The 13254-nt window shown below is 73.6% G+C and carries 13 protein-coding genes; 2 read left to right on the top strand and 11 right to left on the bottom strand.

Annotated features, from left to right (window positions below; all coding sequences use genetic code 11):
- The first annotated feature begins 18 nt into the window (after positions 1–18).
- Complete coding sequence (locus tag V6U77_RS03615) at positions 19–2115, top strand: S9 family peptidase (RefSeq protein ID WP_334604702.1); 2097 nt, start codon at positions 19–21, stop codon at positions 2113–2115.
- Positions 2116–2166: 51 nt separating this feature from the next.
- Here V6U77_RS03615 and V6U77_RS03610 read toward each other — a convergent pair whose 3' ends face one another.
- Entirely contained in the window at positions 2167–3108 is a 942-nt protein-coding gene (locus V6U77_RS03610; protein ID WP_334604701.1) for a threonine ammonia-lyase, read from the bottom strand.
- Positions 3109–3145: 37 nt separating this feature from the next.
- Entirely contained in the window at positions 3146–4366 is a 1221-nt protein-coding gene (locus V6U77_RS03605; protein WP_334604700.1) for an alpha/beta fold hydrolase, read from the bottom strand.
- Between the two features lie 157 nt (positions 4367–4523).
- Between V6U77_RS03605 and V6U77_RS03600 the strand changes: the two genes are divergently transcribed.
- A complete protein-coding gene (locus V6U77_RS03600; RefSeq protein ID WP_334604745.1) occupies positions 4524–4712 on the top strand; it encodes a hypothetical protein in 189 nt (62 codons plus the stop codon).
- 58 nt (positions 4713–4770) lie between these two features.
- On the opposite strand, the gene V6U77_RS03595 is transcribed toward V6U77_RS03600, so the two are convergent.
- The 9 genes from V6U77_RS03595 to V6U77_RS03555 form a co-directional block, all read right to left on the bottom strand.
- Positions 4771–6291 carry an FtsX-like permease family protein gene (locus V6U77_RS03595; protein WP_334604699.1) on the bottom strand — a complete coding sequence of 507 codons (1521 nt, stop codon included), beginning with the start codon at positions 6289–6291 and terminating at the stop codon, positions 4771–4773.
- The gene (locus tag V6U77_RS03590) at positions 6288–6989 is read right to left on the bottom strand and encodes an ABC transporter ATP-binding protein (RefSeq protein WP_334604698.1); all 702 of its coding nucleotides are present in this window, start codon (positions 6987–6989) and stop codon (positions 6288–6290) included. Before V6U77_RS03590 ends, V6U77_RS03595 begins: the two co-directional genes overlap by 4 nt.
- Positions 6986–7522 carry a PadR family transcriptional regulator gene (locus V6U77_RS03585; protein ID WP_334604696.1) on the bottom strand — a complete coding sequence of 179 codons (537 nt, stop codon included), beginning with the start codon at positions 7520–7522 and terminating at the stop codon, positions 6986–6988. The genes V6U77_RS03590 and V6U77_RS03585 overlap by 4 nt, the downstream gene beginning before the upstream one ends.
- 81 nt (positions 7523–7603) lie before the next feature.
- Positions 7604–9142 (bottom strand): SpoIIE family protein phosphatase, encoded by a 1539-nt coding sequence (locus V6U77_RS03580; RefSeq protein ID WP_334604694.1) that lies wholly within the window; start codon positions 9140–9142, stop codon positions 7604–7606.
- Between the two features lies 1 nt (position 9143).
- On the bottom strand, positions 9144–10511 hold the full coding sequence (locus V6U77_RS03575) for a sensor histidine kinase (protein WP_334604693.1): 1368 nt from the start codon (positions 10509–10511) through the stop codon (positions 9144–9146).
- Positions 10502–11530 carry a SpoIIE family protein phosphatase gene (locus tag V6U77_RS03570; protein WP_442934361.1) on the bottom strand — a complete coding sequence of 343 codons (1029 nt, stop codon included), beginning with the start codon at positions 11528–11530 and terminating at the stop codon, positions 10502–10504. The genes V6U77_RS03575 and V6U77_RS03570 overlap by 10 nt, the downstream gene beginning before the upstream one ends.
- Positions 11518–11937: an ATP-binding protein gene (locus tag V6U77_RS03565; protein ID WP_334604690.1), complete on the bottom strand. Its 420-nt coding sequence runs from the start codon at positions 11935–11937 to the stop codon at positions 11518–11520. The genes V6U77_RS03570 and V6U77_RS03565 overlap by 13 nt, the downstream gene beginning before the upstream one ends.
- Positions 11934–12347, bottom strand: coding sequence for an STAS domain-containing protein (locus V6U77_RS03560; RefSeq protein WP_101413704.1), 414 nt, complete (start codon positions 12345–12347; stop codon positions 11934–11936). The genes V6U77_RS03565 and V6U77_RS03560 overlap by 4 nt, the downstream gene beginning before the upstream one ends.
- Positions 12347–13204, bottom strand: a complete 858-nt coding sequence (locus tag V6U77_RS03555; RefSeq protein WP_334604689.1) for an STAS domain-containing protein — start codon at positions 13202–13204, stop codon at positions 12347–12349. Before V6U77_RS03555 ends, V6U77_RS03560 begins: the two co-directional genes overlap by 1 nt.
- Positions 13205–13254: the final 50 nt, after the last annotated feature.

The raw sequence follows: 13254 nt of genomic DNA, 5'->3' as shown, positions 1-13254 counted from the left end.
GGCCGGTAACGTGGCGCCGTGACCACCGAGACCCCCGTGCCCACGGCGAAGCGGGTGCCCAGCGAGCGCACCCACCACGGCGACACCGTCGTCGACGAGTACGCCTGGCTCACCGCCAAGGACGACCCGGAGACCATCGCCTACCTCACCGCCGAGAACGCGTACACCGAGGCCCGGACGGCGCACCTCGAAGGGCTGCGCGCCGACCTGTTCGAGGAGATCCGGCGACGCACCCAGGAGACCGACCTGTCGGTGCCCAGCCGCAAGGGCGGCTACTGGTACTACACGCGGACGGTCGAGGGCCAGCAGTACGGCGTGCAGTGCCGCCGTGCCGTGCGCGACGGCGAGACCGAGCCGCCGGTCAGCGTGGACGGTGCTCCGCTCGACGGCGAGGAGGTGCTGCTCGACGGCAACGTGCTCGCCGAGGGGCACGACTTCTTCGCGCTCGGCGCGTTCGACGTCAGCCCGGACGGGCGGTGGGTGGCCTACTCCACGGACTTCTCCGGTGACGAGCGGTTCACGCTGCGGGTCAAGGATCTCTCCACCGGCGAACTGCTGCCCGACGAGGTGCCCGACACGTTCTACGGCACCGCCTGGTCCGCCGACGCCTCCGTGCTGTTCTACGTGACGGTGGACGAGACGTGGCGCCCCAACCGGGTCTGGCGGCACACCCTGGGCACGCCGTCCACCGAGGACGTGGTGGTCTACCAGGAGGACGACGAGCGGTTCTGGGTCGGCGTGGAGCTGAGCCGCTCGGAGCGGTTCATCCTCATCGACGCGCACAGCAAGATCACCAGCGAGGTGCTGGTGATCCCGGCCGGCAACCCGACCGGCACGCCGGCGTCCGTGGCGCCCCGGCGGCAGGGCGTGGAATACACCGTCGAGCACCACGGGCACCGCTTCCTGATCTTGCACAACGACGGCGCGGAGGACTTCGCGCTGGCCTACACCTCGGCGGACGCGCCCGGCGACTGGGTGCCGCTGATCGAGCACTCGCCCGGCACCCGGCTGGAGGCGGTCGACGCCTTCGCCGACCACCTGGTCGTCTCGCTGCGCACCAACGGGCTGACCGGGCTGCGGGTGCTGCCCGTCGGCGGCGGCGACGCCTACGACATCGACTTCCCGGAGCCGCTCTACAACGTCAGCCTGCAGAGCAACCCGGAATACCGCACCAGGCAGATCCGGCTGGGCTACACCTCGCTGGTCACGCCCGGCTCGGTCTACGACTACGACCTGGTCACCCGGCAGATGGTGCTGCGCCGGCAGAAGCCGGTGAAGCCCGGGCCGGACGGGCGGGCGTACGACCCGGCCGACTACGAGCAGCACCGCGACTGGGCGCTCGCCGACGACGGCACCCGGGTGCCGATCTCGCTGGTCTGCCGGGCCGGCACCCCGAAGGACGGCTCCGCCCCCTGCGTGATCTACGGCTACGGCTCGTACGAGGCGAGCATGGACCCGTGGTTCTCCGTCCCCCGGCTCTCGCTGCTCGACCGGGGCGTCGTCTTCGCCGTGGCGCACGTCCGCGGCGGCGGCGAGCTGGGCCGCAGCTGGTACGACCAGGGCAAGCTGCTGGCCAAGAAGAACACCTTCACCGACTTCGTCGCCTGCGCCCGGCACCTGGTCGAGGCGGGCTGGACGGCGAGCGACCGGCTCGTGGCCCGGGGCGCCTCGGCCGGCGGGCTGCTGATGGGCGCGGTCGCCAACCTCGCCCCGGACGCGTTCGCCGGGATCGTCGCGCAGGTGCCCTTCGTGGACGCGCTCACCTCGATCCTCGACCCGTCGCTGCCGCTGACCGTCACCGAGTGGGAGGAGTGGGGCAACCCGCTGGCCGACCCGGAGGTCTACGCCTACATGAAGTCCTACACGCCGTACGAGAACGTGCGGGCGGTGGACTACCCGGCGATCCTCGCGGTGACCAGCCTCAACGACACCCGGGTGCTCTACCACGAGCCGGCGAAGTGGATCGCCCGGCTGCGGACGGTCGCCCCGCGCGGCGACTACCTGCTGAAGACCGAGATGGGCGCCGGCCACGGCGGCCCGAGCGGCCGTTACGACTCCTGGCGCGAGGAGGCGTTCGTCAACGCCTGGATCCTCGACCGCCTCGGCCGCGCCTGAGCGGGGTCGGGCAGGGGCCCCGCCGACAGGAGGGGCCCCTGCCCGGCGGTCTCAGCCGAGGACGCCGGCCAGCACCGCCGGGTCGACGTTGCCGCCGGTGACCACGGCGACCGTACGGCCCGGCGGCAGCTCGGCGGCGCGGAACAGCCGGGCGGCCACGGCCACCGCACCGCTCGGCTCCACGACCAGGCGGGCGTCGCGGACCAGCCGGCCCATCGCGGCCCCGATCTCCTCCTCGGTCACCGTGACGATGCGGTCGAGCCGGGCCCGCAGGTGGGCGAGGGTCAGCTCGGACGGTGGCAGGCGCAGCCCGTCGGCCATCGTGCGGTAGGTGCGCTCCTCGCCCCACACCACCACCGAGCCGGCCGCCAGCGAGTCCCGGGCGTCGGCGGCGAGTTCCGGCTCGACGCCGATCACCGTCGCCCCCGGGCGCAGGGCGGTGACCGCGGTCGCGACGCCGGAGGAGAGCCCGCCACCGCCCACGGGCACCAGCACCACGTCGACGTCGGGCAGGTCCTCGACGATCTCCAGCCCGACCGTGCCCTGCCCGGCCACGATCCGCCGGTCGTCGAAGGGCGGCACCAGCACCGCACCCGTCGTCGCGGCGATCCGCTCGGCCTCCGGGCCGCGTCGCGGGGGCGGCACCAGCAGCACCTCGACGCCCAACGCCCGGATTTGGTCGACCTTGACGGCCGGGGCGCCCTCGGGCACCACGATCCGGCACGGCACGCGGGCCGCCCGGGCCGCGTACGCCAGCGCCAGGCCGTGGTTGCCCGACGAGTGGGTGACCACGCCGCGCGCCCGCTGCTCGGGCGTCAGCCGGGCCACCGCGTGGGTCGCGCCGCGCAGCTTGAACGACCCCACCGGTTGCAGGCTCTCCGGCTTGAGCCACAGCTGCGCATCCCATCCGGTCCGCAGCAACGGGGTACGCAGCACGGTGCCCGCGATGTCGGCGGCGGCGTTGCGGACGTCGGTGATCGAGACCAGCTCCATCGCCCCATCCTGCCCGACACGCGGGGGCACCACGGTCCTACATCGGTTCGACCGGGACGGCGAGCGGCTGCTCCGTCCGCCCCGCCGTGTAGTCCATCTCGACCGGGTCGCCCTCCCACGGGACCACGAACGTCCCAGTGGTGTTGCCGTCGACGTTGTACGGCCGGTTCGGGTGCCGCGCGCTGCGCAGCCACTTCCTGGACAGTGTGTGCAACCACTTCCGCTGGCGCTCCCAGACGACGAGGTGCCCGGTGCCGTCCAGCCGGTACATCAGTTTGCGCCGGCCCTGGATGGCCCGGTAGAGCTCCGGGACCGAGAAGTTGAGCGGCGGGTAGTTGGCCGTCGCGTCCTTCTCCCCGTAGACGATGAGCACCGGCACCTCCTCGCCGAGGTTGGTGCGGTCGGCGGTCACCCGCTCCCGGTTCCAGCCCCACCAGTACGCGTTGCGGAACCGCGAGACACCGGGCCCCCAGGTGCGAGCTACCTGGTCGTTGTCGAGGAAGGCGTCCCACACCACGTCGACGATGTCGTGGGCGTCGTCCCGCTGGCCCGGGTAGCGGGGTTCCACGTCCACCTCGCTGTCCCACGACTTCTTGAAGCCGGTCCTGTGCAGGATGTGCATCGGGAACCCGTACACCGAGCAGGGGGTGCTGACCGGCAACGGCGTCGACGGCGCCGACGGGCCCGTCACCGCGAAGATCGGTGCGAGCAGCAGGAGGCTGGCCACCTTGGCGGGGTCGACCGTCATGGCGTACGGACCGACGGCGTAGGCGCCCGCCGAGTAGCCGATCAGATCGATCTTGGGTGGCATGTCCGGCCGGCCCAGGATCCAGTTGACGACGCTACCGAGTTCCCCCCAGTCGCTCGCCGAGTTGGTGAGCTGCTTCGGATACCTGGCCGCGCACGGTTCCCGGGGCAGCAGGAGGTGCTGCTGGAGCGGGTTGATGTTGCACGGGTCGTTCATCTGCACCGGGCGGGTCGACCTTCCCATCCCCTGGAGGTCCATGACGAAGACGTCGAACCCGTCCTCCGCCAGCTCCCTCGCCCAGCTGTACCTGCCCTCTCCCGCGTCGTACCGCAGGTCGAACGAGACGAGCCCCGGGCTGCTGCGGCCGTGCACCATGAGCACCGGTTGGCGGTCCCGGCCCGGCGGGAGGTCGGGTTTGAACCAGCGGACGAACAGCTGGATCAGCGCGCCGTTGTTCGCGTCGAGGTTCGACGTGTGGCTGACCGCGAAGTCCTCGCTGGTGAATTGCATGAGCGGTACTCCGATACTCCGGCCTGGGCTGGCATGGGCACGTCCCGGTGACGCCAGGATCGCCTGCCGCCCCGGGAGGCGCGGGTCGGCCGCTGCGCGTTCACCCGTCCGGGCGCCGGCACCCGGCGGCCCGTTCGCCGGTGCCTAGACTGCCGGAGTGACCGGGGGCGACGGGGTGGACGACGACGAGCCGGCCGAGGGCTCACCGGCGGCGGGGTGGCGGGCGGCGGCGCGCGACCGGCGCGTCTGGGCGATCCTCGCGGTGGTCGCGTTCCTGCTGGTGTGCTGCTGTTCCGCCGCCGCCGGGACGCTGCTCGCACTCGCCACCGGCCTGCTCGCCGTCTGACGCGGCCCGGCGACCCGACGGCCGGTTCGCGGGGCGAGCTGGCCGGCGGATCGCGGGCTCAGGTCGCCCGAATCTCCTCCACGGCCGTGCTCGCGCGCAGGAAGAGCAGGCCGACGCCGACCGTCACCAGCACCGCCGTCAGGGCGCCGGCCCCGAGCATCGCGAGCTGTCCCAGCGGTACGTCGGGCGGCACGGTCACCTCCGAGACCTGCACCATCCGGGTGTGGCGCGCCCGGGTGACCGGGTCGGCGCAGAGCTGGGCGGTGGCGTCGCAGACCTCGTCGTAGTCGGTGCCGTGCGGCGCGCGGAAGAGCCCCCGGGCCAGCAGCAGGCCCACGGCGAGGGCGAGGGTCACCGCCGGCACGGCCGGGGCCAGCGACTGCCAGGCGATGGACCGGCCGAGCGTGGGCCGGGGCACCCCGGTCGCCACCAGGGCCGCGTACGCACGCCGCCGGGCGGTGATCCCCTCGACCACCGCGACCACCAGCCCACCGGCGGCGACCAGCATGGCCACCGCCACCGCCAGGTCCACCAGGTCCATGGTCCGCAGATAGAAGTCGTCGCCGGCCAGTCCGCCCCCGGTCCGCCGGCTCAGCTCGCCCGCCGCGACGAAGTACTCCCGCAGCCCGGCCGCGCCCGCGCCGAGGAGCACCGCCGCCAGCAGGGCGGCGAAGGTGCGGCTGCCCGCCCACGGATCGGCCATCAGCCGGCGGGCGGCCAGCAGCGCGGCCGGCCCCCGTGCGTAGCGGTGCAGCACCCGCCCGGTGATCCAGGAGATCCAGCCGGTGCCGACGACCACCCCGACCATCGCGGCCAGCCCGCCGCCGATCAGCAGCGCCGGCACCAGCCACGACGGCGCGTCGGTGCCGCGGCGGTCGTACCAGCGGGTGACCGGTTCGATGGCGACGAAGGCGGCCAGCCCGGCGACGATGAGGACGCCCGCCCAGGGCCGGGGGCCGCGTTCCCGACGGTGCGTACGCAGCACGCCGAACGGGGTCGTGCTCACCCGGCGCAGCATCAGCGCGGTGGCCAGCGCCGCCACGACCGGCAGCCCGACCAGCACGCCCACCAGCACGCCCGCCGAGGGCAGCACGTCGGTGGGCAACGCGAGCCGGCCCCGGGCGTCGGGCCGGTCGAACAGCTCCCGGCCGGCGAAGTGGACCGACGCGCCGGCCAGCGTGCCGAGCAGGCTCGCCAGGCCTGTCTCCAGCACGGCGATCCGGGTCACCTGGCCCGGGCTGGCGCCGGCCAGCCGGAACGCGGCCAGCCGGCGGTCCCGTGCCGGGGCGCCGAGCCGGGCGCACTGCCCCGCCAGCGCGAGCACGGGAACCATGAGCAGCAGCAGGGCGAAGGCCGTGCCGCCGCGCAGCCCCGGCTCGACGAGCAGCTGGTTGGCGTAGTGGTGGGACCAGCGGGCGCCGTTGCCGTCGGTGGCGGGCGGGGTCGGGATCGCCAGCACGGTGAGAGCGGCCAGGGCGGCGAGGGTGGCCAGGGCGGCGCTGAGCGCGGTCAGCGCCACCCGGGCGGTGTCGGTGCGGGTGCCGGCCAGGGCGAGGCGGAGCAGGGTGGACGGTCTCACCGGCGGCTGCCCGGCAGCGGGGTGTCGAGACCGAGCCCGGTGTGGTCGACCATGCCGTCGCGGAGGATGACCTCACGGTCGGCGTACGCGGCGATCTGCGGCTCGTGGGTGACCAGGACTACCGTGGTCCGCTGCTCGCGGGCGAGCCGGACCAGCTGGATGAGCACCTGTTCGCTGGCGAGCGTGTCCAGCGCGCCGGTCGGCTCGTCGGCGAAGAGCACCCGGGGCTCGGTGACCAGGGCCCGCGCCATGGCGCAGCGCTGCTGCTGCCCGCCGGACATCTCGCCCGGCCGGACGTCGGCCAGGTCGACCACGCCGAGCCGGTCCATCCAGGACAGCGCCGCCGTGCGGGCCTCGCGCCGCCGGGTGCCGGCGAGGAGCAGCGGCAGGGCGACGTTCTCGGCGGCGGTCAGCTCCGCGACGAGCTGACCGAACTGGAAGAGCACCCCGAACTCGGTGCGGCGCAGCCGGGACCGCGCCGCCTCGGACCAGGTGTCGATGCGGTGGCCGTGCCAGCTCACCTCGCCGGCGTCCGGGCGCAGGATGCCGGCGAGGCAGTGCAGCAGGGTCGACTTGCCGCAGCCGCTCGGGCCGGTGACGGCGACGATCTCCCCCTCGGCGACGTCGAGCGTGACGCCGCGCAGCGCGGGTGTCCGCCCGTAGGTCTTGACCACGCCGCGAGCCTGAAGTTCCGTCACGAGTGCACCTCCCGGTGCCAGTCGGCGACGCGCTCCAGGGTGGTCCGCAACCACCGCAGGTCGGCGTCGAGATGGGCGATGGCGAAGTCGGCCGCGAGGACGTCGTCGAGGCTGGCCGAGGGCGCCGTCTTCACCGCGGTCAGCTCGCGCAGCCGCGCGGTGTGGGCCTGCCACTGGGCGACGAGACAAGCGCGGGCCGTCTCCACGTCGGACACCAGCAGCGCCACGACCACCTTGGCGAGCAGGGTGCTGGTGACGTACGGCATCGGCGGCTCGACCTCGGCGAGCCACCGCTCCAGCGCGGCCCGGCCGTCGGCGGTCAGCGCGTACGCGGTGCGCTCCGGGCCGCCCTCGCGTTCCTGCCCGGCGGGTGCCACCAGCCCGTCGCGCTGCAACCGCCCGAGAGTGGAGTAGACCTGCCCGAAGGCCAGCGGCCGGGCGCGCGGCAGGCGCTCGTCGTGGGCGCGCTTCAGCTCGTAGCCGTGCCGGGCACCGGCGGCCAGCAGCGCGAGCAGGACGTGCGGCGTGGACACGGCGCCACTATTCACCGAGTGAATAGTGACTGTCAAGGAGCCCGCGCGGCGGGTCGGTGAGGACGTGGAGCCGGCCCGCCGTCAGTTGCGGCGCAGGGCGACCACGGCGACGTCGTCGTGGATCTCCGGGGGAGCCAGCTCGACGAGGAGCCGTTCGCAGAACCGGTCCAGGTCGTCGTCGACCCGGCCGGCGGCCACCGCCAGAGCGGCCAGCCCGTCGTCGATCGTCGCGTCGCGCCGCTCGATCAGGCCGTCGGTGTAGAACACCAGTGTCGCCCCGGCCGGCAGCACGAATTCCAGGTCGGGCGGTCGGGGCGCGCGGACCCCGAGCAGCGGGGCCGAGTGCTGCACGAACTCCACCTTGCCGTCGAGGCTGAGCGCCGGCGGCAGGTGCCCGGCGCTGGCCAGCCGGATCCGGCCGCTGGGTGGGTGCAGCAGCAGCACGCAGATCGTGGCCAGCTCGTTGGGGAGCAGGATGCGCATGAGTTCGTTGACCCGGTGCAGGATCTCGCCCGGCTGGTGCCCCTCCACCGCGTACGCCCGCACCGCGTGCCGCAGCTCGGCCATGACCGTCGCGGCGTGCAGCGAGTGGCCGGCCACGTCGCCGATCGCCAGCAGCAGGTGACCGTCGAGCATCACCAGCTCGTAGAAGTCGCCGCCCACCTCGGTCTGTGCGCTCGCCGGCTCGTACCGCACGGCCAGGTCGAGCCCGTTGACCTCCGGGATCCGGCGCGGCAGCAGGCTGCGCTGGAGGGTGACCGCGATGCGGTGCTCCTCGTCGAAGGAGCGCTGCGCCTCCACCGCCGCCGCCACCGCCTGGGCGAGCTGCCGCAGCACCGGGGTGCGGGCGGTCTGCGTGGCGGTGGGCACGACCACGTAGAGCGGCGCCCGGTCCTCACGCAGCCGCGCGGCGGCCACCGTGACCGTGTCGCCCGCCGGCCACTCGACCAGGCCCCAGGCGGCCGGCTCGTCCACCCGGACCGCCGTGCCGGTCGGCACCCCGGTGTCGTCGACGACCCACGGGACGATCGCGGCCGTGCCGCCGGGGCCGTCCGCGATCCCGGCGAGACAGTCGCCGTCGAACGTCTCCGCGATCACCGCGGCCGGGCTCTTGAAGATCTGCGCGGCGCCGGCCGCCGCCGCCTCCAGCAGCCGCGCGAAGTTCGGGGCGGAGTGCACCGCCACGGTGGTGTCGGCCAGCCCGAGCAGCCGTTCGGCGAGCAGCTCCGCGCGCTGCCGGGCCCGGTAGTAGCGCAACACGGCGTGCGAGGTGGCGACCAGTTCCTCCGGCTCGATCGGCTCGGCCAGGTACGCGTCCGCGCCCCGGGTCAGCCCCTGCGCCCGGTCCGCCACGTCCACCGCGTGCGCGGACACGTGGATCACCGGCATCGCCGGGTGCGCCGCCTTGATCCGTTCACAGACCTCGAACCCGTTCAGGTCGGGCAGCCGCACGTCGAGCACCACGAGATCGACCGGGTCCACCCCGACCCGGGCCAGCGCCTCGGTGCCGGACTCGGCCTCCAGCACCGCGAACCCCGCGCGGGAGAGCCAGCTCACCAGGAGATAACGCTTGGTGGGGCTGTCGTCGACCACCAGCACCGTCGCCGGGCCACCCTCCACGTCACGCTCCTCCCGCGGGCAGGGTGACCGTGAACGTGCTGCCCCGCCCCGGCTCGCTGGACACCACCAGGGAGCCACCGAGCAGGTTCACCAACCGCCGCGCGTACGGCAGGCCGAGGCCCGTGCCGCCGACCCGGGTCGCGCCGGGCACCTGGTAGAACTCCTCGAAGATCCGCTCGTGCAGCTCCGGGGGGATGCCCGCGCCGGTGTCGGAGACGGAAAGCGACCACTGGTCGTCGCGCCGCTCCGCCCGCAGCCGGACCTCCCCGCGCTCGGTGAACTTGAGCCCGTTGTGCAGCAGGTTGCGCAGGACCTGGGCGAGCAGCACCTCGTCGGTACGCAGCGTCGCCGGGACGGGTGGCTCCTCCACCACCAGCTCCACGCCGGGTCGGGTGGCCAGGGCCCGCAGCGTGCCGCGCAACTGGCCGAAGACCGGCCGCAGGTCGACCTCGGTCCAGTCGGGCTCGATCCGGCCCGACTCGGCCTTGGCCAGGTCGAGCAGCTCGTTGACGAGCGTGAGGAGGTCCCCCGCCGACGAGCGGATCAGCCCGACCTGGCGGGCCTGCTCGGCGGTGAGCGGGTCGGAGGCGGAGTCGCCCAGCAGCCGGCCCAGTCCCATGATCGCGGTGACCGGTGCCCGCAGCTCGTGGCTGACGTTCGCCAGGAAGCGGCTCTTCGACTCGCTCGCCGCGCGCAGCTGCGCGGACTTCTCGTCCAGCTCGGCGTAGAGGGCCACCACACCGCGGTTGGTCTCCTCCAGCTCCTCGGTGAGCTGGTTGTAGAGCGCCATCACCCCACGGTTGGTCTCGGCCAGCTCCTCGTTGAGGACGGCCAGCTCGTCGCGCTGGCTGCGCACCTCGTCGAGGGCGGCGATCAGTTGCGCGTTCTGGGCGGCCAACTCGTCCAGGGCGCTGCCCGGGGCGTTCCGGTCGAGCTCGGCGCGCAGCTCGGCGAGACGCTCGGGGGTCGGCACCTCCGCGGTGACCGGAACACGTCGGGACATCCTCACGACCGTATCCCCCTCCCGGGTCACCACGCCCAACTTGTCCACCAACCGCGCCACGGCGCCGGACTGCGGCTCGTACCGCCCGCCGGGCAGCGGACGCACCGGGACGAGGTCCACCCGCAGGTGACGCCTGCCGTCGACGGCGTCGTCGACGAGGACGAATGCCACCTCCGCCCCGCCGACCGAGTGCAGCAGGTCCCGGGCGACCTCGCTGAGCGCCGTGGCGATGCGTACCTGGTCCTGGTGCTCCAGGCCCACCGCGGCGGCGACCTCGCGGCCCCGCTGCCGGACGACGAAGATGTCGTGTTCGACCCGCAGCGCCATCGTCAGCAGGAGCGCTCCGGTCGGTCCGGTCACGACCATCCCCGGACGACCAGGACGCAGGCGTCGTCGCGACGCGTGCCGGCGTCACGCAGCACCGTCGCGGCCACCACCAGGGGCGACCGGTCGGCGAGGCCGGGATAGTCGGCCAGCTGCCAGCGGTCCACCACCCCGTCACTGTGCATCACCAGCAGGGCGTCGGTCTCGAAGGGGTATTCGTACTCCCGGACCGAGGGACGCTGGTGCCCCGCGATGCCGGGCAGCGAGACCAGGCCCCGCCGCTTGCCGTCGGCGCCGATGACGGCGGCGGAGATGTTGCCCAGCCCCGAGTAGCGCAGCACCCCGGCCGACGGGTCCGGCTCGGCCACGGCCAGCGCCGCGCCGCGGGTGTGCGACATCGAGCGGTGCAGGTACGCGACGACCGTCGACGGCGCCCCCGGGGGCGCCTTGCGGAACGCGTCGAGCGCGGCGTCGGTGGCGGCGGAGGCGAGCGGCCCGTGCCCCAGGCCGTCGCAGACCAGCACCTGGTGCCGGCCCTCGACGGTCCGCCACCCGTACCCGTCGCCGCTGACCGACTCCCCGGCCAGCGGCCGGCTGAGCGCGCCGACCCAGGGCCGCTCGTGCCCGTCGTCGCGGTCCGGCCACACCTGGACGGCGAGGACGGTGCCGCGCCCCGGCCAGGAGTAGCCGTCGAACCAGCTGGCCTGCCGGACGATCGCGCCGAGGCCGATGCCGAGCGTCCCGGCGGTGGAGTGCCCGTCCTGGGAGGAGGCGGTGAGATCGACCATCCCGGGCCCGGCGTCGAGGGCCACCAGCTCCACGCCGGCCTCTCCGTCGCGCCGCACCGGCCGCAGCAGCAGGACACCGTCGTCGGCGTGCTTGACCAGGTTGCTGGTCAGCTCGGCGGCGACGATGGCCAGGTCGGCGGTGCGGGTGGTGCCGAGTTCGAGCTGGGCGCCGAGCCGTTCGGCGGCCCGACGCACCGTGCTGGCCGCGCTGCCGCTCTCGACCCGGAACCAGACGCCGCGGTCGGGGACCGCGTCGTCGTTCACCGGGACCACTTGGTGACCGTGATCCGGGTTCCCTCGCCCACGGCGGTCTGGATGTCGAACTCGTCCACCAGCCGGCGTGCGCCGCTGAGCCCGAGGCCGAGCCCGCCGCCGGTGGTGTAGCCGTCGGTCAGCGCCAGGTCGAGGTCGACGATGCCCGGTCCGGAGTCGGCGAAGACGATCCGCACGCCCCGCCGCCGACCGTTGTCCACCGTGGACACCTCGACCATGCCACCGCCGCCGTACACCAGGGTGTTGCGGGCCAGCTCGCTCGCCGCGGTGACGATCTTGGTCTGGTCGACCAGCGAGAGCTTCACCGCCACCGAGACCGTACGCACCAGCTGTCGGACGCGGACCACGTCCTCGTCGCTGCGGATCGCCTGCGCCTGCGGTTGGCCCAGGTCGACTCCGGCGGTCATGACAACGCCGTCGTCTCGGCGTCCGGTTCGTCGTCGAACGCGAGCTCGTGCTCGTCGGCGTGGGCCGCCGCGATCAGCTCCATGCCCCGCTCGACGTTGAGCGCCGTCCGGATGCCGTTGAGCGACAGGCCCAGCTCGACCAGGGTGATGGCGACGGCGGGACGCATCCCGACCACGACCGTCTCCGCGTCGAGCACCTTGGAGATCGAGGCGATGGTCGACAGCATCCGACCGACGAAGGAGTCGACGATGTCCAGGGCGGTGATGTCGATGATCACGCCGTGGCAGCCGGTGGCGACGATCCGCTCCGCGAGGTCCTCCTGGAGCTGGACCGCCGTCTGGTCGGACATGTCGACCTGGATGGAGACCAGCAGGATGTCGCCGATCTTGAGGATCGGCACCCGTTCCATCAGGCCTCCCGGCGCTGGCGGCGGCCGGTCTCGACCCCGGTGAGCCGGAGCACGTGCCGCAACGCGTCGGCGAGGCTGGCCTTGGTGGCGATGTCGCCGAACTCGATGCCCAGGGCCACGATGGTCTGCGCGATCTGGGGCCGGATGCCGGAGATGATGCAGTCGGCGCCCATCAGCCGGGCGGCCACCACGGTCTTGAGGATGTGCTGGGCGACCTGGGTGTCCACCGCCGGTACGCCGGTGATGTCGATGATCGCGTAGGGCGAGCCGGTGTCGACCAGGGTCTGGAGCAGCCGCTCCATCACCACCTGGGCCCGGGCCGAGTCGAGGGTGCCGACCAGCGGCACGGCGACCACGCCCTCCCAGAGCTTCACCACCGGGGTGGACAGCTCCAGCAGCTGCTCCGCCTGGTCGGCGATGAGGCTCTCACGGGTGCGCACGAAGCTCTCGAAGGTGAACAGACCCATCTGGTCGACCAGCCCCGAGAAGGCGACGTAGTCGCGGAGCGTGTGGGGGCCGCCCTCGGCCTCCATCAGCTCCAGCAGCACGTCCTTGAGCGCGAAGACGCTGACCGCGGTCTCGGAGGCGGAGAAGCCCTGCCGGGCGCGCCCCCGGGACAGCTCGGAGAGCACGGCGCGCAGCTCGGTGGCCTGCTCGGAGTCGAGGTCGACCGCACCCTGCTCGCTAGCGATGATCATGCTAGAGTGCAGCTCCTGCATCTGCCGGCGCAGCTCGCCCTGGCTGAGCCGCCCGCGCAGGGACCCCGCGGCGATCTCCGTCCAACGCTGCATGATCCGCTCGGCGTGACCGGTCAGCAGACCGGCCAGCCGGCTGCTTTCCTCGACGCTCAACGCCATGGTGAACCCCCTTCGACCTCGACGGCGGACTCTATCACCGGAGGCCGGAG

It is taken from the genome of Micromonospora sp. CPCC 205546 (assembly GCF_036902715.1).
Classification (GTDB): domain Bacteria; phylum Actinomycetota; class Actinomycetes; order Mycobacteriales; family Micromonosporaceae; genus Micromonospora.
Note: the sequence above shows the minus strand (reverse complement) of the source record. Positions and strands in the feature narration are given on the sequence as shown.